Origin of the sequence: Cellulosimicrobium sp. NPDC057862 (genome assembly GCF_042797035.1) — a bacterium.
Classification (GTDB): Bacteria; Actinomycetota; Actinomycetes; order Actinomycetales; family Cellulomonadaceae; genus Cellulosimicrobium.
On sequence record NZ_JBHVMH010000008.1, the window covers coordinates 1 to 22,716 of the forward strand.

23 protein-coding genes are annotated in these 22,716 nt (G+C 73.7%); 3 read left to right on the top strand and 20 right to left on the bottom strand.

Going from position 1 to position 22,716, the window contains the following annotated elements:
- Positions 1-382: 382 nt before the first annotated feature.
- The 13 genes from ACFVN3_RS11600 to ACFVN3_RS11660 form a co-directional block, all read right to left on the bottom strand.
- On the bottom strand, positions 383-1,390 hold the full coding sequence (locus ACFVN3_RS11600; RefSeq protein WP_378232988.1) for an ABC transporter substrate-binding protein: 1,008 nt from the start codon (positions 1,388-1,390) through the stop codon (positions 383-385).
- Between the two features lie 78 nt (positions 1,391-1,468).
- Positions 1,469-2,473 (bottom strand): ABC transporter permease, encoded by a 1,005-nt coding sequence (locus ACFVN3_RS11605; RefSeq protein WP_378232989.1) that lies wholly within the window; start codon positions 2,471-2,473, stop codon positions 1,469-1,471.
- On the bottom strand, positions 2,470-4,047 hold the full coding sequence (locus ACFVN3_RS11610) for a sugar ABC transporter ATP-binding protein (protein WP_378232990.1): 1,578 nt from the start codon (positions 4,045-4,047) through the stop codon (positions 2,470-2,472). Before ACFVN3_RS11610 ends, ACFVN3_RS11605 begins: the two co-directional genes overlap by 4 nt.
- Positions 4,048-4,209: 162 nt before the next feature.
- Positions 4,210-4,662, bottom strand: coding sequence for an RbsD/FucU family protein (locus ACFVN3_RS11615; protein WP_378232991.1), 453 nt, complete (start codon positions 4,660-4,662; stop codon positions 4,210-4,212).
- Positions 4,663-4,669: 7 nt separating this feature from the next.
- Positions 4,670-5,575 carry a fumarylacetoacetate hydrolase family protein gene (locus tag ACFVN3_RS11620; protein ID WP_378232992.1) on the bottom strand — a complete coding sequence of 302 codons (906 nt, stop codon included), beginning with the start codon at positions 5,573-5,575 and terminating at the stop codon, positions 4,670-4,672.
- 24 nt (positions 5,576-5,599) lie between these two features.
- Entirely contained in the window at positions 5,600-6,643 is a 1,044-nt protein-coding gene (locus tag ACFVN3_RS11625; protein ID WP_378232993.1) for an aldo/keto reductase, read from the bottom strand.
- Entirely contained in the window at positions 6,640-7,419 is a 780-nt protein-coding gene (locus tag ACFVN3_RS11630) for an SDR family NAD(P)-dependent oxidoreductase (RefSeq protein ID WP_378232994.1), read from the bottom strand. Before ACFVN3_RS11630 ends, ACFVN3_RS11625 begins: the two co-directional genes overlap by 4 nt.
- A gap of 13 nt (positions 7,420-7,432) precedes the next feature.
- Entirely contained in the window at positions 7,433-8,368 is a 936-nt protein-coding gene (locus ACFVN3_RS11635; RefSeq protein ID WP_378232995.1) for an amidohydrolase family protein, read from the bottom strand.
- A gap of 137 nt (positions 8,369-8,505) precedes the next feature.
- Entirely contained in the window at positions 8,506-8,796 is a 291-nt protein-coding gene (locus ACFVN3_RS11640) for a DUF1905 domain-containing protein (RefSeq protein WP_378232996.1), read from the bottom strand.
- A gap of 102 nt (positions 8,797-8,898) precedes the next feature.
- Positions 8,899-10,128: a MalY/PatB family protein gene (locus tag ACFVN3_RS11645; protein ID WP_378232997.1), complete on the bottom strand. Its 1,230-nt coding sequence runs from the start codon at positions 10,126-10,128 to the stop codon at positions 8,899-8,901.
- Positions 10,129-10,223: 95 nt separating this feature from the next.
- Positions 10,224-11,057, bottom strand: a complete 834-nt coding sequence (locus ACFVN3_RS11650; RefSeq protein ID WP_378232998.1) for a hypothetical protein — start codon at positions 11,055-11,057, stop codon at positions 10,224-10,226.
- Positions 11,054-12,868 (bottom strand): bifunctional lysylphosphatidylglycerol flippase/synthetase MprF, encoded by a 1,815-nt coding sequence (locus ACFVN3_RS11655; RefSeq protein ID WP_378232999.1) that lies wholly within the window; start codon positions 12,866-12,868, stop codon positions 11,054-11,056. Before ACFVN3_RS11655 ends, ACFVN3_RS11650 begins: the two co-directional genes overlap by 4 nt.
- A 112-nt stretch (positions 12,869-12,980) precedes the next feature.
- The gene (locus ACFVN3_RS11660; RefSeq protein WP_378233000.1) at positions 12,981-13,715 is read right to left on the bottom strand and encodes a DedA family protein; all 735 of its coding nucleotides are present in this window, start codon (positions 13,713-13,715) and stop codon (positions 12,981-12,983) included.
- Between the two features lie 112 nt (positions 13,716-13,827).
- Between ACFVN3_RS11660 and ACFVN3_RS11665 the strand changes: the two genes are divergently transcribed.
- Positions 13,828-14,259 (top strand): YdeI family protein, encoded by a 432-nt coding sequence (locus ACFVN3_RS11665; RefSeq protein ID WP_378233001.1) that lies wholly within the window; start codon positions 13,828-13,830, stop codon positions 14,257-14,259.
- Between the two features lie 43 nt (positions 14,260-14,302).
- On the opposite strand, the gene ACFVN3_RS11670 is transcribed toward ACFVN3_RS11665, so the two are convergent.
- A complete protein-coding gene (locus tag ACFVN3_RS11670; protein ID WP_378233002.1) occupies positions 14,303-15,472 on the bottom strand; it encodes a serine hydrolase domain-containing protein in 1,170 nt (389 codons plus the stop codon).
- Between the two features lie 100 nt (positions 15,473-15,572).
- Here ACFVN3_RS11670 and ACFVN3_RS11675 point away from each other — a divergent pair, with 100 nt between their 5' ends.
- Positions 15,573-16,592 carry an LLM class flavin-dependent oxidoreductase gene (locus ACFVN3_RS11675; RefSeq protein WP_378233004.1) on the top strand — a complete coding sequence of 340 codons (1,020 nt, stop codon included), beginning with the start codon at positions 15,573-15,575 and terminating at the stop codon, positions 16,590-16,592.
- Positions 16,593-16,603: 11 nt separating this feature from the next.
- On the opposite strand, the gene ACFVN3_RS11680 is transcribed toward ACFVN3_RS11675, so the two are convergent.
- The 5 genes from ACFVN3_RS11680 to ACFVN3_RS11700 form a co-directional block, all read right to left on the bottom strand.
- Entirely contained in the window at positions 16,604-17,872 is a 1,269-nt protein-coding gene (locus ACFVN3_RS11680; RefSeq protein WP_378233006.1) for an ATP-binding protein, read from the bottom strand.
- Between the two features lie 158 nt (positions 17,873-18,030).
- Entirely contained in the window at positions 18,031-19,683 is a 1,653-nt protein-coding gene (locus ACFVN3_RS11685; protein ID WP_378233008.1) for a polyamine aminopropyltransferase, read from the bottom strand.
- 2 nt (positions 19,684-19,685) lie between these two features.
- A complete protein-coding gene (locus ACFVN3_RS11690; protein WP_047231757.1) occupies positions 19,686-19,919 on the bottom strand; it encodes a DUF350 domain-containing protein in 234 nt (77 codons plus the stop codon).
- 76 nt (positions 19,920-19,995) lie between these two features.
- A complete protein-coding gene (locus tag ACFVN3_RS11695; RefSeq protein WP_378233009.1) occupies positions 19,996-20,751 on the bottom strand; it encodes a DUF4178 domain-containing protein in 756 nt (251 codons plus the stop codon).
- Positions 20,748-21,089, bottom strand: coding sequence for an S-adenosylmethionine decarboxylase family protein (locus ACFVN3_RS11700; RefSeq protein WP_378233010.1), 342 nt, complete (start codon positions 21,087-21,089; stop codon positions 20,748-20,750). Before ACFVN3_RS11700 ends, ACFVN3_RS11695 begins: the two co-directional genes overlap by 4 nt.
- Positions 21,090-21,317: 228 nt before the next feature.
- On the opposite strand from ACFVN3_RS11700, the gene ACFVN3_RS11705 reads away from it, so the two are divergent.
- Positions 21,318-21,737, top strand: coding sequence for a VOC family protein (locus ACFVN3_RS11705; RefSeq protein WP_378233011.1), 420 nt, complete (start codon positions 21,318-21,320; stop codon positions 21,735-21,737).
- 22 nt (positions 21,738-21,759) lie between these two features.
- On the opposite strand, the gene ACFVN3_RS11710 is transcribed toward ACFVN3_RS11705, so the two are convergent.
- A complete protein-coding gene (locus tag ACFVN3_RS11710) occupies positions 21,760-22,599 on the bottom strand; it encodes a VOC family protein (protein WP_378233012.1) in 840 nt (279 codons plus the stop codon).
- Positions 22,600-22,716: the final 117 nt, after the last annotated feature.

A 22,716-nucleotide genomic window follows, 5' to 3' on the forward strand; every position in this document is an offset into this window, starting at 1 on the left:
TGAGACTGGTGGTGCCGCGTCGTGGCGGGCCTGGCGGGAGCCGCGAGGAACGAGCGGCGGATGGTAGACGCGGCACCACCACCCACCCCGCCCACCCAGGGCGACCACACGCCGTCGGGCACAGTGACCACGGCTCTACCTCAAGCCACCACGGCTCTACCTCAAGCCACCACGGCTCGACCTCAAGCCACCACGGCTCGACCTCAAGCCACCACGGCTCTACCCCGGCCGACCACGGTTCTACCTCGGCCGACCACGGTTCTCCCTCGCGGGCCGCGGGCCGCACGGCACACGAGATCGACCCGTGAGTCCGAGATCGGCCCTCAGGAGGGCGATCTCACGACGCACGGGTCGATCTCAGCGGGGTTGGCCCCGCCACGGGTCACTCGTAGAGGACCGCGGCGATCTCCTCGTCGTCGATGTTGGTCGCGTCGTACCAGTAGAAGCCGGAGTCGATGACGGGCTCGACGTCCTCGCCGTTGATCGCGGCGACGGCGGCCTTGACGGTCTCGTAGCCGATGCCGACGGGGTTCTGCGTGATCGCGCCGGCCATGAGGCCGTCGCGGATCGCGTCCATCTGCGCCTTGCCGGAGTCGAAGCCGATGACCGTGAGCGTGCCCGCCGCTCCGAGCTCCTGCACCGCCTTGACGACACCGGTCGCGGCGCCCTCGTTGGTGCCGTAGATGCCCTTGAGGTCGGGGTTCGCCTGGAGGATCGACTTCGCGGCGTCGGCGGACTTGAGCTGGTCGCCGCCCGCGTACTGCACGTCGACGATCTCGACGTCGGGCGCGTTCTCCTCGATGTAGTCGACGAACCCGGAGACGCGCTGCTGGCCCGTCTGCGACGTCTGGTCGTGGCCGAGCACGGCGATCTTGCCGCTGCCGCCGATGAGCTCGACCATGTGCTTCGCCGCCTCCGCGGCAGCAGCCTCGTTGTCGGTGGACACCGTCGTGATCGGCACGTCGGACTCCACGCCGGAGTCGAACGCCACGACGGGGATGCCGCGCGACTGCGCGTCGGACATGAGCGGGATCGACGCCTCGGAGTCGAGCGCGGCGAACCCGATCGCGTCAGGGTTCTTGTCGAGCGCGGTCTGGAGCATCGAGAGCTGCTTGTCGACCTCTGTCTCGGTCTCCGGCCCCTCGAAGGTGACCTCGACGCCGAGCTCCTCCGCGGCGTCGTCGGCCCCCTGCTTGACGGCCTGCCAGAACTGGTGCTGGAAGCCCTTGGAGACGAGCGCGACGTACGGCGTCCCGCCGTCGCCCCCGCCGTCACCGCCGGAACCGGACCCGCCGTCGTCGGCGGAGCTGCACGCGCCCAGCGCGAGCAGGAGGGCTGCGGCGCTCGCGGCGCCGACGTGCTTGAGGCGGGCGACCCGGGTGGTCTTCATGAGGTGCTCCTTCGGGGATGACGTCGTCGTCAGGGGAGACGAGGGAGGTGGCGGTGCTGCGGGGTGGGAGCGCGGGGGTCAGGCGTCCTTCCCGCGCCGGAGGATGTCGGTGTAGACGGCGAGGAGGATGACGATGCCGACGGCGACCTTCTGCCACTCCTGCGGGATCGACATGATCCGCAGGCCGTTGGTGAGCGTGGCCATGATGAGCGCGCCGATCACGGTCCCGAGGATCGTGGCCTTGCCGCCGCGCAGGGACGTGCCGCCGATGACGACGGCGGCGATCGCCTCGAGCTCGTAGCCGAGCCCGAGGCCGGGCTGGGCGGAGTTGAGCCGGGACGCCATGACGACGCCCGCGAGCCCGGTGAAGACGCCGGCCACGGTGTAGACGACGACCTTCCAGCGCCGCACGTCGATGCCGGAGATCGCGGTCGCCTCCTCGTTGGAGCCGATCGACAGGGCGTACCGTCCGATGAGCGACTTGCTGAGGAGGACCCCCGCAACGGCGGCGGCGGCGAAGAAGATGAGGACGGCGTTCGGCAGGCCGGGGATGAGCTCGCCGAGCGCGATCTGGCCGAAGCCCGCGACGTCGGAGAAGTAGATCGGCTTGGTCCCGGAGATGACGAGCGAGAGGCCCTGCGCGACCATCATCGTCGCGAGCGTCGCGATGAACGGTGGGATGCCGAGGAACGACACGTTGAGCCCGTTGAGCAGCCCGAGCAGCGCGCCCGCGGCGATCCCCCCGAGCACGCCGACCACGAGCGGCAGGCCCAGGTTGGTGAGGAACACGCCGGTCATGACCGCGCAGAGCGTCATGCCCGTCCCGACCGAGAGGTCGATCCCGCCGGTCGCGATGACGAACGTCGCGCCGAGGGCCATGATCCCCGTGACAGCCGTGGCGAGCAGGATGCCCTTGATGTTCGCCCAGTCGAGGAAGTACGGGCTCGCGATCGAGAAGAAGGCGAAGATCACCACGAGCCCCGCGAACGCGAGGATCTGCTGGAGCTGCTGGCGGTAGCGCGGTCCGCGCGACGCCACGACGGCGTCGGGCAGGGCGTCGGTGACGGTGGTGGTCGAGGTCATCGGGCGTCTCCGGTCGTGGCGAGGAGGTGCTCGGCGCCGCCGAACTGCGTCGCGAGCTCCATGACGTTGTGCTGCGTGGCGTCGGCGTTGTCGAGGACGCCGGTGACCCGGCCCTCGCACATGACGACGATCCGCTCGGACAGGCGCAGGACCTCCGGCAGCTCGGACGAGATCATGACGATCGACTTGCCCTGGTCGGCGAGCGCGCGCAGGAGCTCGTAGATCTCCTCCTTCGCGCCGACGTCGATGCCGCGCGTCGGCTCGTCGACGATCAGCACGTCGCAGTCGCGCACGAGCCACTTGGCGAGCACGACCTTCTGCTGGTTGCCGCCCGAGAGGTTCTTGGTGCGCTGGCGCACCGACGGCGTCTTGATCGCGAGCCGGCGGACCATGTCGGTCGCGACGCGGCGCGCGTCCCCGTCGCGGACGAAGCCGGCGCGGGTCTCGCGGCCGAGCGAGGAGAGCATGACGTTCGCGGTGACGTCCTGGTCGAGCAGGAGGCCGTACTTCTTGCGGTCCTCGGAGAGGTAGCCGATGCCGTGGCGCACCGCGTCGGCGGGGTTGCGCACCTGGATCGCGCGTCCACGGACCTCGACGTGCCCGGTGCTCCGGTCGGCGCCGACGAGGGCACGGGCGACCTCGGTGCGGCCCGCGCCCATGAGCCCCGCGAAGCCCAGGATCTCCCCCTCGTGGAGTTCGAAGGAGACGTCCTTGAGGAGCTTGCGGGTGCTGAGCCCCCGGACGGACAGGACCACGGGGCGGCCCTCGGGGGCGGGCGCGGGCCGCACGTCGGTCCGGATCTCGCGCCCCACCATGCGCGCGATCACGTCCTTGACGTCGGTCCCGGGCGTGTCGAGCGTGTCGATGTAGCGCCCGTCCCTCAGGACGGTGATCCGGTCCGAGATCTCCTTGATCTCGTCCATGCGGTGCGAGATGTAGATGACGCCGGTGCTCGGGGTCACGAACCCGCGGATGAGCCGGAAGAGCGTGCGCACCTCCACGTCGTTCAGGGCGGCGGTCGGCTCGTCCATGATGAGGACCTTCGCGTCGAACGACAGCGCCTTGGCGATCTCGACCATCTGCTGCCCGGCGACGCTGAGCTGCGCGACGGGCTGGCGGGGGTCGAGCGGGATCTCGAGGCGGCGGAAGAGCTCGGTGGCCCGGCGGACGAGCGCGCGGTCGTCGATGAACCCGGCGCGCCGCGGCTCGCGCCCGGCGAAGATGTTCTGCGCGACCGAGAGGTCGGGCATGAGGTGGAACTCCTGGTGGATGATGCTGATCCCGCGCTCGTTCGCCTGGCGCGGGGAGCGGACGTCGAGCGGCTCGCCGTCGAGCTCCATGGTCCCGGCGTCGGGCTGGTGGAGGCCGGAGAGGAGCTTCATGAGCGTCGACTTGCCGGCGCCGTTCTCGCCGACGAGGGCCAGCACCTCGCCGTGACCCAGGTCGAGCCGGACGTCGTCGAGCGCCTTGACCCCGGGGAACGCCTTGGTGATGCCCGCGACGCGCAGGAGCGGGGTCCCCGCCGTCGCGGGCGGGTCGCCCGCACGCGCGGCGGGAGTCGGGTCCGTGCTCACGTGAAGCCCCTTTGCTTGGATGTGACCGAGGTCAGTTCTACCGCAGACATCCGATGCATTTCAAGAGTCTGGCCCACAATTCGCGGGTTGTGGCGGTAGTTCCCGTGCTCAATCGCCGCAAAGTGCACTCAACATCCGATGATTCATCGAACCATCGGGGGCTCAGCCCTCCCGCACACCCACCGTGAGCACCAGGTTCGCGTACGCCCGCTCGTCCCCGGTCGCGACGAGGAGCGCGACGTCGTCACCCCGCGCGGCGTCGTAGAACGCGAACCGGTCGAGCTCCCGCCACCCGGCCGACGGCGACGCCGCGGCGAGCGCGGCGCGGTACCCCGCGTGCGCGGGCACCTGCGCGCCGCGCGCGAGCACGTCGCCCGCGGCCCCCGTCGGGACCATCACGGCCGCGGACTCGACGGGGACCGCGTCGAGCAGGACGTCGAGCACCTGGTCGACCGTCAGCAACCCTGGCCGCAGGTTGAGGTGGACGCGGTGCGCCCCGGGACGCACGCCCGTGGAGTGCGGGTAGTTGGCGTCCGCCAGCAGGACGCGGGAGCCGTGCCCCGCGCCCGCGAGCGCGCCGATCAGCCCAGGGTGCAGCAGCGGGTAGCGCAGCACGGGTCCGTCACCGCGCGACCGCGGCCGGGTCGAGCGCCCCCTCCGCCGGGGTGGCGGCCGGCACGACGGCGTCCGCGACCGCGTGCCGCTGGCGCCCGACCCCGGCGATCTCGACCTCCACGACGTCGCCGTCGCGCAGGTACGGGAACCGGCCCGAGAGCGCGACGCCCTGCGGCGTCCCGGTGCAGATCAGGTCTCCCGGTTCGAGCGTCATGTACTGCGACAGGTGCCACACGAGGTAGGCGACGTCGAAGATCATGTCCGCGGTCGTGGAGTCCTGGCGCGGCTCGCCGTTGACCCACGAACGCAGCCGCAGGTCCCCGGCGTCGAGCTCGTCCGCGGGCACGAGCGCCGGGCCCGTGGGCGCGAAACCCGGCCCGCACTTGCCCTTGGACCACTGGCCGAGCGACTCGTCGAGCTGCCAGGCGCGCTCGCTCACGTCGTCGACGGCCGTGTACCCGGCGACGTGCGCGAGCGCCTCCTCGGGGGACGCGAGGTAGCTGGCCGCGCGGCCGATCACGACGCCCAGCTCGACCTCCCAGTCGAGCCTCTCGGCGCCCGGCGGGACGGGCAACGTGTCGTCCGGGCCGACGACCGTGTTGGGGTGCTTGAGGAACACGATCGGGGTCGACGGCGGCTCGGCCCCCGACTCCGCGGCGTGCGCGGCGTAGTTCTGCCCGATGCAGATCACGGCCGCGGGCCGCGCGACCGGCGCGCCGCGGCGCAGCCGCTCCGGGTGCTGGAGGACGGGCAGCATCCCCGCGGCGAGCGCCTCGCGCACGCGCGCGACGCCGTCCGCGGCGAGGAACGCGCCGTCGATGTCGGCGGTCAGGGACCGCAGGTCGTAGGTGGCGCCGTCCACGGCGACGGCGGGGATCTCGTGGCCGAGCGGCCCCAGGCGGAGCAGGTGCATCAGGTCCTCTTTCTCGGGGAGGGGTCAGGGACGCGCGAACGCCGCGGGCGAGGCGCCCTCGGCCAGGAGCCCGGCGCGCACGAGCGCGTCCCAGAGCGCGTCCGGGACGGTGGCGGTGTGCCGCTCGTACGCCTGGCGCACCTGCTCGGGCGACCGGAGCCCGACGACGGTGCTCGCCACGGCGGGGTGGAGACGGACGTAGGCGAGCGCCGCCTCGGGCAGCGTGACGCCGTGGTCGGCGCACACGGCCGCGGTCCGCCGGGTGCGGTCGAGCAGCGCGGCGGACGCCTGCGCGTAGTCGTACGTGGCGTCGTCGGGCGGGACGTCGCGCGCGAGCAGGCCCGAGTTGTAGACGCCCGCGACGACGACGGCGACGTCCCTCTCCAGGGCGACGGGCAGCAGGTCGGCGAGCGCGGGCTGCTCGAGGAGCGTGAACCGCCCGGCGCACATGACGACGTCGACGTCGGTCTCGCGCACGAACCGCGCGAGCATCGCGGACTGGTTCATCCCGGCGCCGACGGCCCCGACGACGCCCTGGTCGCGCAGCTCGACGAGCGCGGGGACGGCCTCGCGCGAGGCCGCGTCCCAGTGCTCGTCCGGGTCGTGGAGGTAGACGACGTCGACGCGGTCCAGGCCCGTGCGCGCGAGGGTCGCGTCGAGCGACCGGAGCACGCCGTCGCGCGTGAAGTCCCACACGCGACGCTGGTCGGCGGGCACGTCGAACAGGTCCGGGTCCTTCTGGTGCGCCGTCTCCGGCGACGGGACGAGGAGCCGCCCGACCTTGCTGGACACGACGCGCTCGGCCCGCGGGCGGTCGCGCAGCGCGGCGCCGAGCCGGCGCTCGGAGAGCCCGAGCCCGTAGTGGGGCGCGGTGTCGAAGTAGCGCACGCCCAGGTCCCACGCCGCGTCGACCGCGGCGGCCGTCTCGGCGTCCGACGTGGGCCGGTACAGGTTGCCGGCCTGCGCCGCGCCGTACCCGAGCGACGTCAGCCGCACGGCGGTGTCGCGGACCTGGCGGGTGGGCAACGCCGCCGCCTGCGCGGTCGTGCCGGCCTGCTCCCCCGTCATGACGCCGCGGGCGGGCGGACCCGGAGGTTGTGCATGCCGCCGTCGACCGCGAGCGCCTCGCCCGTCGTCGCCGCGGCCAGCGGGCTCGCGAGGTAGCAGACGGCGTGCGCGACCGCCTCGGGGCTGACGAGCCGGCCCGTGGGCTGACGGGCCTCGAGCGCGGCACGCTCGGCGGCCGGGTCGTCCGCGGCGTCGAGCAGGCGCCCGACCCACGGGGTGTCGACCGTCCCGGGGTTCACGCAGTTCACGCGGATGCCCTCGCGCACGTGGTCGGCGGCCATCGCGAGCGTGAGCGCCTGGACCGCACCCTTGGACGCGGAGTACAGCGCCCGGGCGGGGAGCCCCGTCCATGCGGCGATCGAGCAGGTGTTGACGACGGCGGCCCGGTCCGAGGCCCGCAGGTGCGGGAGCGCCGCGCGCGTGACGCGCACGATCCCCAGCACGTTGACGTCGAGGACGCGCAGCCACTCGGCGTCGTCGTTGTCGGCGACGGTCCCCTGGGCGCCGATGCCGGCGTTGTTCACGACGACGTCGATGCCGCCCATCGCGGTGGCGGCGGCGTCGACCGCGGCGCGGACGGCGGCGTCGTCGGTGACGTCGGCGACCTCGGCGTGGGCGCCGTCGGGCACGCCGTCGGTCGTGCGGTCGACCGACGTGACGCGCGCGCCCCGCGCGAGCATCGCCGTCACGATCGCGGCGCCGATGCCGGACGCGCCGCCGGTGACGACGGCGCGCACGCCGTCGAGCTCGGGCGGCGGGCTGGTCGGTGGTGTCACGGGGAGCCTCTCCTCAGTCTCGGGTGGTTGCTGGCGGTCGGGCGTCGGCTGCGGCGGTGGCGACTGCCGGGAGCCCGTACACATGGCGTGCGGTAGAGCCCCACACGGCGTCGCGCTCGTCGGCGGCGAGGTCCGAGAGCAGCCCGCGCACGGTCTCGAGCCACCGGCCGTAGTCGCTCGCGAGCAGGCACACGGGCCAGTCGGAGCCGAACATCAGGCGCGCCGGACCGAAGACGTCGAGGGCGTGGTCGACGGCGGGCCGCAGGTCGGACGGGGTCCACGCGTCCCAGCGGGCCTCGGTGACGAGGCCGGACAGCTTCGCCGCGACGTTCGGCAGGGCGGCGAGCGCCGCGACGTCGTGGCGCCAGGCGGCGAGCCGGTCCTCGTCGGGTCCCGCCGCCGCACCGGCGTCCAGCCGCGGCTTGCCGAGGTGGTCGAGCACGAAGGGGACGTCGGGGAGCGTGGCCGCGAGCCGTGCCGCCGCGGGGAGCTGGTGGTCGCGCAGGACGAGGTCGAACGCGAGCCCGGCGGCTCCCACGGTGGCGACGCCACGGCGCACGTCGGCGCGGTCGAGGTACGCGGGATCGGGCTCGGCCTGGAGCATCGTGCGCACCCCCACGAGGCACCGGCCGCCAGGGCCTGCGCGCAGCGCGTCGAGGCGCTCGGCCAGGTCGGGGGCGGTGAGGTCGGCCCAGACGACGGCACCCGCCAGCCGGGCCGCGCGCCCCTCCGGCGACGCGCACGTGGCGAGCAGCTCCGCGGACTCCGTCCACCGGCTCGCCGACTGGACGACGACGGCCGCACTCACCCCGTGCGCGACGGCGGGAAGGTCGGCGGGGACGAAGTCGCGGTCGATCGCCGCCATCGTGACCGGGTCGATCCAGTCCTGGGGTGTCCGCGACCGGACCCAGAGGTGGTGGTGGGCGTCGACGACGTCGTGACCGGGCACAGGGCCTCCCTCCTCGTCGACGGACCGCCTCGGACCAGATTCATCGAATGTATCTTAGGTACTGGTCCGGCCGTCGCGCAACGATGTCAGGAAGTGCCCCGAATTACCAGAAGGTCATCTGATCACTGTCCGCGCCCTCAGCTCAGCCTTCGTTCGAGGCGCACCGTGACGGTGTCGCCCACGCCCTTGCCGAGGCGCTTGCGCACGGCGGCGCTGAGCGACAGCATCAGGCCCCCGGAACCGGTCGGCATGAGCCCGACGTTGAGCAGCGGCACGTCGTCGACGGTCGCGTCGACCCGCACGGACCGCAGCGTCCCGAAGAGCTCGCGCGCCTCCGGCACCTCGACACAGGGCCAGGTGTCGCCCTTGACGTCGACGCCGACGGGCGCGGTGAACGTGCGGTCGAGGGCGACGGGTTCGAACGACATGCGGTCCTCCGGAGGGGTGGTGGGTCGTCGATCGGTGTGCTGACCGGTCAGGCGGCGCGGAGTCATCGGGCGGTTGCGTCTCGGCAGGCCGGCACGTCGCGCTCAGACCGCCGCGCGCACCGACTCCCCCATACGCTCGACCGCCTCCGTGAGCACGTCGACACCGGTCGCGAGGTTGAGCCGCACGTGACCCTCTCCGCCGGGGCCGAACCGGCGCCCGTCCTCCAGCGCGACGCGCGCCCGGTCGAGGAACCAGCCGCGCGGGTCCTGGGCAGGCACCGGGACGCCGTCGGAGGAGGGGACGTCGTCGATCCCTCGACAGTCGAGCCACGCGAGGTAGGTCGCCTCTCCGGGGCGGTAGCCGACCTCCGGCAGGTGCTCCGCGAGGAGGTCGGCGAGGAGCCACGCGTTGCGTTCGACGCCCGCGAGGACGGCGTCGAGCCACGCCTCGCCGTGGTCGAGCGCGGCGACGTGCGCGAGCACCGACACGTGCTGCACGCCGTGGCTCGCCTCCTCGGGGATCCGCCGCAGGTCGTCGGCGGCGCCCGGACCCGCGACGGCCGCCGCGGCCTTGAGGCCCGGGAGGTTCCAGGCCTTGGACGCGGAGACGATCGCCACGGCCTGCTCCGATCCCGGGACGGCGAGGAGCGGCGTGTGGGTCGTCGCGGGGCGCCCGTCGATCCCGGGGCGGGTGAGCGGCGCGTGGATCTCGTCCGCGACGACGCGCACCCCGTACCGGGCGGCGAGCGCGAGCCCCGCCTCGAGCTCGGCGGGCGTGTGCGTCGTCCCGGTGGGGTTCTGCGGGTTGCACACGAGCCAGACGGTGCGGCGCCCGCTCCCGGGGCCTCGACCGTTCGCGGCGACGCCCGTCGCGACGGCGAACGCGCGCTCCAGCGTGTCGAGGTCCAACCGGCCGTCGGCACCGACCGGGGCGTCGACGACGCGCCGCCCCTCGTTCGCGGTGAAGCCGTAGAACGGCGGGTACACCGGCGGGTTCACCACGACCGCATCCCCCGGCGCGGTAAGTACGCGCAGCACCTCGACGATCGCGAGCATCACGTCGGGCAGCGTGCGCGACGTCGACGGGTCGAACGACCAGCCCCACCGGCGCTCCGCGAACCGCGCGTACGCCTCGCCGTAGGCGGTGCCGACGTCGTACCCCGTGTCGCCCGCACGCAGCGCCGCCGTCACGGCGTCGACCACGGCCTCGCACGGCGCGACGTCCATCTCCGCGACGAACAGCGGCAGCACGTCGGGCTCGAACGCGCGCCACTTCACCGACGTCCGGCGCCGCAGGTCGTCCAGCGTGAGGACGTCCAGGGGTGTGCGCATCGTGCTCCTCCCTCGGTGCCGAACCCGGGACGTCTCCTCAGGGAGCGGTGCGCGTGGGGAGCGAACCCGAGCTCGGCGGATCGACCCGGCCCACCCTAGGTCGTCTCCGGGGTCGCGGCAGCGGGGGCGGACTCCTCCGCGGCGGCGTTCGCCGGGCTCGTCGCGAGGACGACGCAGCCACCCACCGCGGCGAGCGTCGCGAGCACCGCGGGGACGGCCCAGCCCGACCGCACGACGTCGCCGAGCACCGCGAGCCCCACGACCCCCGGCACGAGGACTTCGAGGACGGACACGGTCGCGGCGACGGTGCCCACGGCGCCGCGCTCGAGCGCGCGCAGGTACGCGAGCGCGCCCGCAACGCCGCCGAGGACGATCGCGATCGCGAGCGGCTGGAACACGGTGTCGAGCAGGTCGCCGGACGCGTGGGCGCCGCGCGCGGCGACGGCGGCGACCGAGTAGCCGAGCCCGCCGAGGACGGCGAGGAGCACGGGGTGCCCGCGCCGGTAGGCGGCCGCCGTGCCCACCGCGACGGCGGCCCCGGCGACGTTGACCCACGTCGCGAACCCCGCGGGCGGGTGCGTCGCGGGCTGCTCCCCCGCGGCGAGCGCGAGCAAGACGAGCCCGGCCACCACGACGCCCATGGCCACGAGGTCCGTGCGGCGCAGCGTCGCGCCGAGCACGAGGCGTGCGAGCAGCACGACGACGACCAGCGACGCCGCGACGACGGCCTGCACGACGAACAGCGGCAGGTGGTCGAGGGCGAGCAGCGAGAGGAGCCAGGCGACGCCGTCGACCAGGAGCCCGCCGATGACGAGCGGCTGCGCGACGGCCGCGAGGCCGTGCGCCCGCCGCGTCGCGACCGCCTGCATGATCGTGCTCACCGCGTACAGGACGCTCGCGGCGACGGCGGCGAGCAGCGACAGGATCACGAGGCCTCGTCCCCGGATGCCGCGGGTTCGGCCGTCGGCGCGGCAGGAGCCGCCTCTGCCGGGGCGGCGCCCACCCCGCGCAGGAACCGGCCGATCACGGGGATCTCGGTGACGCCCTCCGCGCCGGCCATGACGAGCGCCTGCGCGGCCGCCTGCTCCGCCGAGTCGAGGACGACGTACCGTCGCGTCCAGCCCGGGTCGAACTTGTCGTTGAACGTCGCGAGCGTCTCCACCTGGGTGCCCTCGGAGAACTTCTTGACGACCGGCCGCACGAGCTGGTCGAGCCGCGAGTCGCGCTCGCCCTCCATGAGCTCGCGCAGGACGGCGAAGTTGAGCCCGAGCCCGCGCTGGCCCCGTGCGACGAGCTCCGCGATCGTCGCGACGATCGTCGCGTCCACGAGGCCGTTCGGCAGGTCGGGCACGTCGAGGCGGCGGCGCATGACGTCGAGCGACCAGCCGTCGATGTCGCTCGCGGGAACCCACTGGCAGAACGCGTCCACGCGCCCCTCAGAGGACCGGGTGACGGAGAGCATGAGCCCGGCGTCGTGCGGGTCGAACAGGCGCGAGAGCGTCATGGAGAACCCGCGCTCGTCCTCGCCGCGCCGGGACTCGTCGCTCATCGCGGTGATCTCGTCGCGCAGCGCGGGGTCGAGGGCCGTGGGGTCGTGGAACGTCGTCGTGTAGCCGGCGCGCGCGACGCGGTTCACCGCCTGGCGCAGCGACTTGTGGGCCTTGCCCTCGAGGGAGAAGGACGGGCAGTCGACGGTCGCCTCGTCGCCGAGGTAGGCCGGGAGCAGACCCGACGCCTCGTACACGGGCAGCCACGGCTCCCCCGCCGCGACGACCGCGACCTTCCACCCGTTGCGCCCCACGTGGTCGAGGAACTCGGCCCAGACGAGCTCGCGCTCGTCGGCCGGGCACACCGGGTCGGGCGAGACGAGGCACACGCCGTTGCGCACCGAGTGGGCGACGACCCCGTGGCCGACGAAGAACCAGTCCTTGTCGTCGCGCAGGGCGAAGTAGTCGAGCGTGCCACCCCCGTGGGCGGCGACGACGGCACGCGCCTTCTCCCGCTCGGCCAGGTGCTCCGTGGGCGTCGCGGGCTTGGGCGACCGCGGGGAGAGCAGCCACCAGAGCACGAGCACCACCAGCACGAGGTTGAGCACCGTCGCGACCGCGGCGAGCACGCGCGCCGCGCTCTCCAGCTCGGCGTCGCCCGCGTCGCGCGCCGCGAGCACGACGGCGACGCCCACGACGACCAGGACGAGCGCGACGCCGATCGCGACGAGGAGCAGCACCGCCCGGCGCACCGCGCGCCGCGTGGGCAGCACCGGGAACGCGCGCCACTGCGTGAGCAGCCACCCGACGGCGAGCAGCACGACGACGGCTGGCAGGGCGTGGCGATGGTGCAGGAGGTGGGCGACGGCCGTGACCCCCAGCACCACGCACGTGACGAGCCAGGACAGCCGGTGCCCGTTCCGCAGCCCGCGCGCCGTGAGGAACAGGACCACCGCGACGAGCAGGATGCTCGACGCGTGGCTGCTCGCCTCAAGCCCCGGGATCAGGTCCTGGTAGAGCGAGAGCCGAACCCACAACCGCCGCGCCACGAGGCCCACGAGCGAGAGGACCGCCAGCACCACGACGACGGTCGCGGCGACCCGGCGCACGCGGACGCGGTGCCGCTGGGCCGCGAGCGGGGAGTGTCGACCGGTCGCGACGAGCGCGGCACGCGGCGCGGCCCGGGACGCGCCGGACGACGCGCTCGAGGACTGGCTCGGCGGCGCGCTCGGGCGGGGTGTCTCGTCGGGCACGCTCCGATCATCCGTCAGGCTCGGCCCGGCCGCGCGGGCGACCGGCCTCGGGGACGCAGCAGGGGCGGGCGCCGAGGCGCCCGGCGTCGGGCCCTTCAGGCGGCGGGGAGGTTCAGGCGTCGTCGCGCGCGGGCGACGACGACCGTCCGCCACGCGCGTGGGCGGGCCGCCCGTCGTCGTGCACCCAGCGCCAGACGCGCGTCACGACGAACCACACGACCGCGGCCGCGACGACCGCGATGACGACCTTCTGGAGCACGCCGGCGTACTCCTCGACGACGTGCCACTGCTCGCCGAGCGCGTACCCGGCGTAGACGAAGATCGTGTTCCACACCGCGCTGCCCGCGGCGGTGAGCGCGGTGAACTTCCACAGCGGCATGCGCTCGACCCCGGCCGGGATCGAGATGAGGCTGCGGAAGATCGGGATGAAGCGGCCGAAGAAGACGGTCGCGCCACCGTGCTTGAGGAAGAACTGCTCGGTGCGGTCGACGTCCGCGACCTTGACGAGCGGCAGCCGCTCCGCGATCCAGCGCGTGCGCTCGCGCCCGATGATCGCTCCCACGGCGTAGAGCGCGAGGGCCCCGACGATCGAGCCGGCCGTCGTCCAGACGATCGCCTCGACGAGCCCGAAGCTGCCCTGGCTCGCGGTGAAGCCCGCGAGCGGCAGGATGATCTCGCTCGGCAGGGGCGGGAACAGGTTCTCGAGCGCGATCGCGATGGCGGCGCCGACCGGCCCCAGGGTCTCCATGAGGTTCACGGCCCACCCGGCGACGCCGTCGAGCGCTGGCTCCGCCGTCGACGCGGCGGGCAGGGCGGCCGAGAGGGCGGCGGAGAGTCCGGAGGGCATGGTCCCCGAGCCTAGGCGAGCGACCGGGTGGCCGAGGGCCGATGAGTTCGAGACCGTGTGGAGGTCTCGTGGGGGAGCGTCGGGATCGCCCGGCGGCCCGGAGGAGGAGCGCATGCGGATCATCACGACGGTCGAGGCGAGCGGCGGCACGACGACGGGCCTGCCCGTCCCGGAGGACGTCGCGCTGTCGTTCGGGCGGGGACGCAAGGTCCCGGTCCGCGTGACGATCGGCGACCACAGCTACCGCTCGTCGCGCGTGTTCTACCGGGGCCAGTTCGTCGTCTCGCTGAGCGCGGCCAACCGGGAGGCGGCGGGGGTCGCGGCCGGAGACGAGGTGGAGGTCGACCTCGAGGTCGACGACGCGCCGCGCGCGGTCGACGTCCCGGACGACCTGGCTCGCGCTCTCGACGCCGCGGGCGTGCGGGAGTCGTTCGACGCCCTCTCGTTCTCGCGGCAGCGAGCGATCGTGGAGCCCGTGGCGTCGGCGAAGGCCGCCGAGACCCGGCAGCGCCGCATCGACAAGGCGGTCGCGGCGCTCTCGTGAACGGCGTCGGCACCGTCGCCGCCCGTCACCCGGCTCGGCCCGGTCAGCCGCGGACGAGCGCGTCGATCCGCCGGACCGGCTCCCAGGCGCCTGCCTCGCCGTTGGACACGACGACGACCGTCACGCCCGGTGCCCCGGCCGGCGGGAGCGCGTCGGTCGTGCCCGTGGGGGGCACCGGGTCGGGGTAGTGGCGCAGCATCGCGCTCGACCCGGTGTTGATGCCCTCCTTGTACGCGGAGCGCACGGCGCCGTCGGCGAGGAGCTCGAACTCGAGCCCGAACCCGTAGTGCACGCTCGCGGCGCGCTCCACGCCCTCCGCGTCCTTGTCGTCCGTCTCGTCCGTGTCGCCGTCGTCGTGCTTGACCTGCGGCGTGAGGAACGCGCGCGTGAGGTCGGGCGGCAGCAGCTCACCGCCGCGCACTGCCGCCCAGAACCGGGCGAGGTCTCGCGCGGTGACGTGCGCTCCGCCGTCGGGCGAGCCCACGGGCGGGTAGGAGTAGATGTTCTGCCGCCACCCGGTGACGGGCCCCTCGTCCTCCGGGCCCTCGCGGACGGGCTCCCAGCCCTCCGCGACGTCGGGCTCGGCCCGGTCCATGCGGAAGAACCCGGAGCGGTCCATGCCGGCGCGGGCGAACACGTGCTCGCGGACGTACTCGCGGTAGGTCGTACCGGTGACGGCTTCCAGCGCGAGCCCGGCGAGGACGAAGCCGACGTTGCAGTACCGGCACCCCTCGCCGGGCCGGAAGTTCGGGTCCTTGTGGACGAACCCCGGGAGGAAGTCCTCCGTGCGCGTCACGGAGTACATGGGCCGGTCCACCCACAGCGCCTCGTACGACTCGCCCGCCTCCTCGTCGGCGTCGTCCGCGATGCCCGACGTGTGCGTCAGCAGGTGCCGGACCGTCACCTCGCGCGGGATCGTCGTGCCCGCGAGGTCGACGTGGTCATGGATGCGGTCGTCGAGCCCGAGCCGCCCCTCCCCTACCTGCTGGAGCACCGCGACGGCGGTGAAGAGCTTGGTCACGGACGCGACGTCGAACCGCGTGCTCGTCCGGACGGGGACGCCCCACCGGCGCGACGCGACGCCGTACGCGCGCTCGAAGAGCGGGTCGCCGTGCCGCTCGATCCGCACGACCCCGGAGAACGCGTCGGCGTCGGCCGCCGCGCGCAGGTGGGTGTCGAGGGCGGAGAGGGCGGCGTCGTCGAGCGCGGTCATGCCTCGACGGTAGGCGCCGCGCCCCGCCGACGGCCAGGGCTTTCCAGGTCGTCCCCGAGCGGCCTCGCAGGTGAGAGCGCTGTCAGAGTACGGTCGCGGTATGGCGACCTCGACGACCCCCGCGCTCGGCGTGATCCTGCCGCGCGAGCTGCCCGCCGACCAGATCGTGCCGTTCGCGCGCCGCGCCGAGGAGGTGGGCCTCGACGAGGTGTGGGTCGTCGAGGACCTCACGTTCCACGGCGGGATCGCGCAGGCCGCGACCGTCCTCGCCGCGACCGAGCGGCTGGCCGTGGGCATCGGGATCCTCCCCGCCGCGACGCGCGCGCCGTCGACCGCGGCGATGGAGGCCGCGACCCTCGCCGCCCTGCACCCCGGCCGCCTGCACCTGGGGATCGGGCACGGCATGCCCGCGTGGATGCGGCAGATCGGCGTCTGGCCCGCGAGCCCGCTCGCGATGCTCGAGGAGACGACGTCGGCCGTGCGCGCGCTGCTGCACGGGGAGCGCGTCACCGTCAGCGGCCGGTACGTGTCGGTCGACGACGTCGCGCTGCACGCCCCGCCCGCCTCGCCGCCGCCGGTGCTCGCCGGGGTGCGCGGCCCGCGCTCGCTCGAGGTCTCGGGCCGCGTCGCCGACGGCACGATCCTCGACATGCCCGTGACCCCGGAGTACCTGGCCGTCGCGCGCGCCGCGATCGACGCCGGGCGGGCGAGCGCCGGTGACGCCGCCCCGCCGGAGCACCGCGTCGTCGCCTTCGCGGTGGGTGCCGTGCACGACGACGTCGCGACCGCCCGCGCGATCGTCCGGCCGTACCTCGCCGTCCTGGGCGAGGCGGACTGGTCGGCGCAGATCGACCCGCTGCCGTTCGCCGACGACTTCCGCGCCCTGCGCGACGCGAGCGACAGCCCCGAGGCCTTCGCCGCCGCGATGCCGGACGCCTGGGTCGACGCGCTCGCCGTCGTCGGTCCGCCCGCCGCCTTCCGCGCCCGGCTCGCCGAGCTCGGCGCGGGCGGCGTGTCGAGCGTCGTGCTCGTCGCGACGAGCCCGGACCCGGCCCGCCCGGACGACCCGTTCGCGGCGCTCGACGCCCTGGAGGCCGTCCCCGCAACCATCTCAGGCTGACATCGTGTCGCTCACGGCCCGAGCAGCGCTGCCGGGACCACGGCAACCCCGTCCCTGCGCCGGTACGCATGCTCCCCGGTCGTGACGACGAGCATGTCGGCGAGCCGGTCACCGATCTGTTCGCGAAGCCAGAGAAGGTGCCGGACGTCCCGGTCCGTGGGCACGGCGGTGAGCTTGACTTCGAGGGCCACGACGCGACCGTCGTTGCCTGTCACGACAAGATCGATCTCGTGGCGACCGTTGAGGTCCCGGAAGTGACCGACCGTTGCTTCCAAGCGCGTTGCGTAGACATTGACGTCGAGCGTGACGAGCGATTCGAAAAGCGTTTCCAGGAGCGGCTCAGGGCCCAGGGAAGCGGCAGTGGCTCGACCCGCGAGCAGTGATTCCGCCGTGACGTTGAGCAGACGCGCAGCGAGTGCCGGGTCGGCGAGCTGGTGTTTGGATGCCTGGCTCAGACGCGACAATCGGTTGTCGCCAGGGGTCCACGCGGGGGTGGGATCGAGCAACCACAGACCCGAGAGCGCGTCGCGGTAGCCGAGCGTGGTGGCCTTCGCCGGCTTGTCCCCATGATTGGGCGTCGCGGCGTCGAGGATCTCGGAGTACTTTGCCGTCGTCGAAGACGCCGCGGCGTACGCAGCGAGCCAGGCACGCAGCGCCTCTGGCCGGCGCACCGGGTAGCCCTGCTCCGCGAACTCACGCTGGACGATATCGTCTACATAGGCGCCGAGCCTCACCCGTCGCAGCCGGGGCGACGCTTCAGCGCGGATGTCCGGAAAGCCTGAGGCTGCAATCTCTTCCGCGTACTCGCGGAGCCCGACATCTGTCGCTCCATCGATCGCCGCGTCGCCTTCCAAGAGCGCAGCCAGACTCACTGCAGGTACCGTGACACCACGTTCCAGAAGACTCATCGGGCGCATTCGCATGCCTACGATCCGGCCGGCTCCACTGTGCACGGTCGAGCCCTTGGGCGCGGAACTGCCCGTGAGGAGAAACCTGCCCCGGGGCGCTCCCTCGTCGACCGCACGCCGGACAAGGTCCCAGACGGCTGGCCAGCGCTGCCACTCGTCGATCAAGAGCGGCGTGTCGAGCGTGGTCAGAAGTCCAGGGTCGGCCTCGAGACGTTGAAGGTCGCCGGGATCGTCCAGGCGAAGAGCTGAGCGCGCCCGCCGCTGTGCCGTGGCGGTCTTGCCGACACCCTTGGGGCCGTAGATCGACGTCGCGGCGAGAGCGGGCTGGAGTTCGTCGAGCAACTCGTCGAGCACGCGGCGGCGGTATCCCATCGACGGAGCATACCCACCGGCGACGCTCGCCACCATCCCATACGCACACCTTCTACTAGTCCATACGCACACCTTCTACTAGTCCATACGCACACCAGATACCAGTCGTTGCGCACCGAGCCGATACTCGGTCTGCGCACCTTCATCAACTCGGCGAATCAGTAGCGCCAGGCCCGCATGTCGTCCTGGTAAGTGCGCTGCACGGTCGGGGACAGCAGGGTCGACGACGGCAGGTCCTGCGGCGGGTTGTCGGCGGGCAGGTGCGTGGTAGCGGCGAGCGACGCGGCGTCGTGGAACCGCAGCCCGTCGGGGAGGGGCGTGCGCGCGAAGAGCCCGGGGACGTCGTCGGGCCTCTGGGCGCTCCCCGTGACCCCGCCGGGACCGCCCGGGAGCGAGAGCGCGAAGCCCCACTCGCCGAACGACGGCACGTTGACCGTGAGCGGCACGACGGTCCGGTCGGGCGCCGCGGCGCGGACCGTGGAGGCGACCTGCCAGAACGCGTCCGGCGTGAAGTACGTCGACGTCGCCTGCGTCGCGAACGCGCCGCCCGGCCGCAGGTGCGCGGCCACCATGCCGTAGAACTCCTGCGAGTACAGCTTGGCGACGCGCTCGGTCGACGGGTCGACGAGGTCGACGAGCACGACGTCGAACGTCTGCGGCGTGTCCTCGACCCACCGGTAGGCGTCGGCGTTGACGACCGTCACGCGGGGGTCGTCGAGCGCGTGCTCGTTGAGGTCGGTGAGGAGCCGGTTCTCGCGCGCGAGGTCGGTGACCGCGGGGTCGAGGTCGACGAGCGTGACCTCCTGCACCGAGTCGTACCGCAGCACCTCGCGCGCGAGGAGCCCGTCGCCGCCGCCGAGGATCGCGACCGACGCGGGTGCCGCGACGGACGTCATCGCCGCGTGCGCGAGGGTCTCGTGGTACCGGGCCTCGTCGACGGAGGAGAACTGGAGCTGGTTGTCCAGGTACAGGCGGGTGTCGCCGCGGTACTCGGTGACGACGACCTGCTGGTAGGCGCTGCGCTCCTGCGCCACGACCGGGTCCTGGTACATCCCCGCGCTGATGCGCGTCTCGAGCCATGACGACGCGGCGAACCCGGCGAGGAGGACGACGAGCGTCACGGCGGCGAGCGCGGTCCACCGCGGCGGGTGGCCCATGCGCGCGAGCATGAACGCCGCGACGGCGACGTTGAGCACCGCGACCGCGAACGCCGTGCGGACGAGCCCGAGGTACGGGAGCAGGAGGAACGGGAACAGGAGCGAGGCCGCGAGCGCCCCGAAGTAGTCGAGCGCGAGCACCTTCGACAGCAGCGAGACGGAACCCTCACTCCCCTGCTCCTTGAGGACCGCGACGAGCAGCGGGATCTCGACGCCGATCGCCGTGCCGATCGCGAGCGACAGCACGACGAACACGACCCACGCGAGCTCGGTGGACGCGTACGCCCAGAACAGCGCGAGCACCGACGTCCCGCCGAGGAGCGAGAGCACGAGCTCGTTGCGGACGAAGCTCAGCCCCGCGGTGCGCTGGAGCCGCGGCGCGAGGAGCGAGCCGAGGCCCATGCCGAACAGCGTGAGCCCGGTCGCGACGGAGAACGCGACGACGGAGTCGCCGAACAGGTACGAGGCCGCCGTCCCGAGGATGAGCTCGTAGACGAGGCCGCCGACGGCGACGAGCAGCGCGGCGGCGAAGACCGTCGGCCGGTCCATCGGGCGCGCGTGGCCGGACCGCCCGGCCGGGGGCGCGGGGTCGCCCGAGCCGTCCGCGGCGGCCTCGGGCGGCCGCCCGGGCGGGAGCTCCTGCTGGTCGAGCACGGTCAGGAGCTGATCGTCCCCGCGATGATGAGGCCGATCGCGACGGCGAGGCCCGCGATCATCACGCCGAACGCGACGTTGTGCTCGTCGACGAGCTCGCGGTGCAGGTTGAGCCGGAACACCTTGTTCGCGACCACGAGCGTGACCAGCAGCAGGACGATGCCGAGCGCCGAGTACAGGATGGTCGAGAAGAAGGACCAGAGGAACGCCAGCGGGGCGGCGGCGGTTGCGATCACGGTGTCTCCCGGGGTCAGGTCGTGGGACGGGCGGGCGGGCGTACGGGTGCTGGGAGGGGTCCGACGGTCGGGCGCGTCACTTGCCGAGCCCCCCGCCACCGCCGCCGTACACGGAGCGCCGCACGCACGTGCCGTCCTGCTCGGTGGTGGTCACCTCGCCGGAGGGCGCGACGTTCTCGACGGTGCGGGGCGTGCACGCCCCGTCGCCCGTGGCTGCTCGCGCGGTGCACGAGGCGAAGAGCCCGACGAGCACGACGGCGGCGACCGCGAAGGCGACGAACCGGCCCCCGGGGAGCGTGCGCGGCGCGATGCGGCGGCCGAACAGGCGGTGCTGCTCCGCGGCGTCGAGGCGCCGGCCGCGGTAGACGGCGGTCACGGGACCGAGCGGGCCGGTGGTGCGCTCGATCGAGACGACCGTCCCGTGGGCCGAGAGGTCGACGTACTCGACCTGCTGCCCGACGACGAACGGCTCGGCGAACTGACCCTCGACGTGCTCGACCCGGCCCGTGCCGCGCTCGCGCACGACGAGCGAGTACTGCCGCCCGTCGAGGCGCAGGCCGAGGGTGCGCCCGGTGTGCAGCGACGAGAGGTCGACCACCGGCGGCCACGCCTCGGTCGGGTGCAGGAGCGTGACGTCGCGGGTGTCGTGGTCGTACTCGACCCAGACGTCCGAGCCGTCGTGGCCGAGGAGCTGCCACTCCTCCCACGTGAACGTCGTGCCGCCGTGGACCGTCGAGAGGACGGCGACGGCGCGCGGCGTCGTCCGGTGGGGCGGCGTGCCGACGAGGTCCTCGCCCACGCGCAGCGCGAGCCGGGGGCGGGTCCGGCTCACACGAGGCTCCGCACGGCGACGTCGGACGCGCCCAGCGCGTCGGCGAGCAGGGCGCGCACGTCGTCGGTGAAGGTGGCCGACGCCGGGGCGCGGCAGGTCGTGAGGGTCACGTAGGCGGTCCCGTGCTCGGGCCAGGTGTGCACGGCGAGGTGCGACTCCGCGAGCAGGATCACGACGCTCGTGCCCTGCGGCTCGAACCGGTGCGACGCCTCGCCGAGCGGCGTCATGCCCGCGTGCCGGACGATCGCGTCGAGGCACCCGCGGACGGTCGGGTCGTCGTCGAGCAGCGCGGGGTCCGCGCCCGTCACGTCGAAGACGTGGACGAGGTTGCGCTGCACGCCCGGTCCCCCTGTCGCGCTCCTCGGTCCGTGGGCCGCACGCGGGTGAGCCGCCCGCGGTCCGGTGGCCGCGCCGTCGGGCCGCGCACACCCTAGCCGACGGGCGCTGCCCGCCGGCCGGCGTCTCCGCGACGCGAGACCCGAGGTCGACGGTGGCGGGGACCGCTCAGTCCGGCCGTGCCGGGGCGTCCACACAGGAGTCAGGTCCATCTCGACGAGGAGGCCATCATGGCCGTTCAGCTCAGCCCCTACCTGAACTTCGACGGTGACGCCCGTGAGGCCGTCGAGTTCTACGGCACCGTGTTCGGCGTCGCGCCGGACATCAGCACCTACGACTCGATCGGCCCGGTGGACGACCCGGCGCAGGCGAAGAAGGTCATGCACTCCCAGCTCGAGATCGAGGGCGTCGGGACGCTCATGGCGTCCGACGTGCCGCCGGGGACGACGCTCACGGACCACGCGTCGGTGGCGCTCTTCGGCGCACCGGAGGACCGCGAGCGCCTGCACGCCTGGTTCACGGCACTCTCCGAGGGTGCGCAGGAGGTCATGGCGATGGAGACCGCGCCGTGGGGCGACGAGTTCGGCATGCTCACGGACCGGTTCGGGGTCGGGTGGCTGGTGAACGTCTCCGGCCCCACCACGACCTGACCCGGGCCGCGCTCGGCCGCGCTCAGGACTGCGGCGCGAACTCGGAGAGGACGAGGACGGCGCCCTGCGGGTCACGCACGGTCGCGTGCCGCGCCCACGGGTCCTCCGTCGTCCCGAGCACGGTCGCGCCCGCGGACCGTGCCTCGTCGGCGGCGGCGTCCCGGTCCGCGACGGCGAACGCGACGGACCAGCGCGCCGGGCCGTCGTCGGGCACGATCCCGGCGACGGCGTCCGCGAAGCCGGGCGGGGCGAAGCCCTCCTGGCGCTCGTGGATCCCGGGGTCGGACGTCCGCGCGAGATGGTCGCCGTACCCCGGCACGCGGGCCATGCCCGCCGCGAGGTCCGGGTCGACCTCCCAGCCGAGCAGCGCGCCGTAGAACGCGAGCGCAGCCGCGGGGTCGGGCGTGAGGACGTTGCTGAAGTTCCAGGTGCCGGGCTCGTTGACGCGCTGCGCGCCGAGCCGGGAGCCCGCCTGCCAGAGCCGGCTCTCGACCCCCTGCGGGTCGCGCACCGTCGCGCCGCGACCGGTGGGCAGGTCGGCCGGCCCCACGTCGGCGGGAGGCTCGAGGACCGCGCCGCCGAGGTCGACGACGCGACCGGTCGTGGCGTCGACGTCGTCGACCGCGACGGAGGTGACCCAGCGGGCGGTATCGAGGCCGGTCGCTCCCGCGACCGCGGCGACCGCCGTCTCGTCGGTGCCGTCGAGGGACGCGACGACGTACCCCGCGCTCCCGCTCGCGGGCTGCTCGACGAACCGCCACCCGAAGAGCTCCCCGTAGAACGCGGCCGTCGCGCCGACGTCGCGCGTCTCGACCTCGACCCAGCACGGGACGCCGTGCGGGTACGTGCGCTGCGTGACCATCGTGGCTCCATCGGCTCGGCGTCGTGGGTGAGCGAGCGGGCGACCGCCCCAGCGTGGCACCGAGGGCGCCGACTCGCACCCGTGGCGCGTCCGCGAGCACCCGCCGAGGCGCCGGGC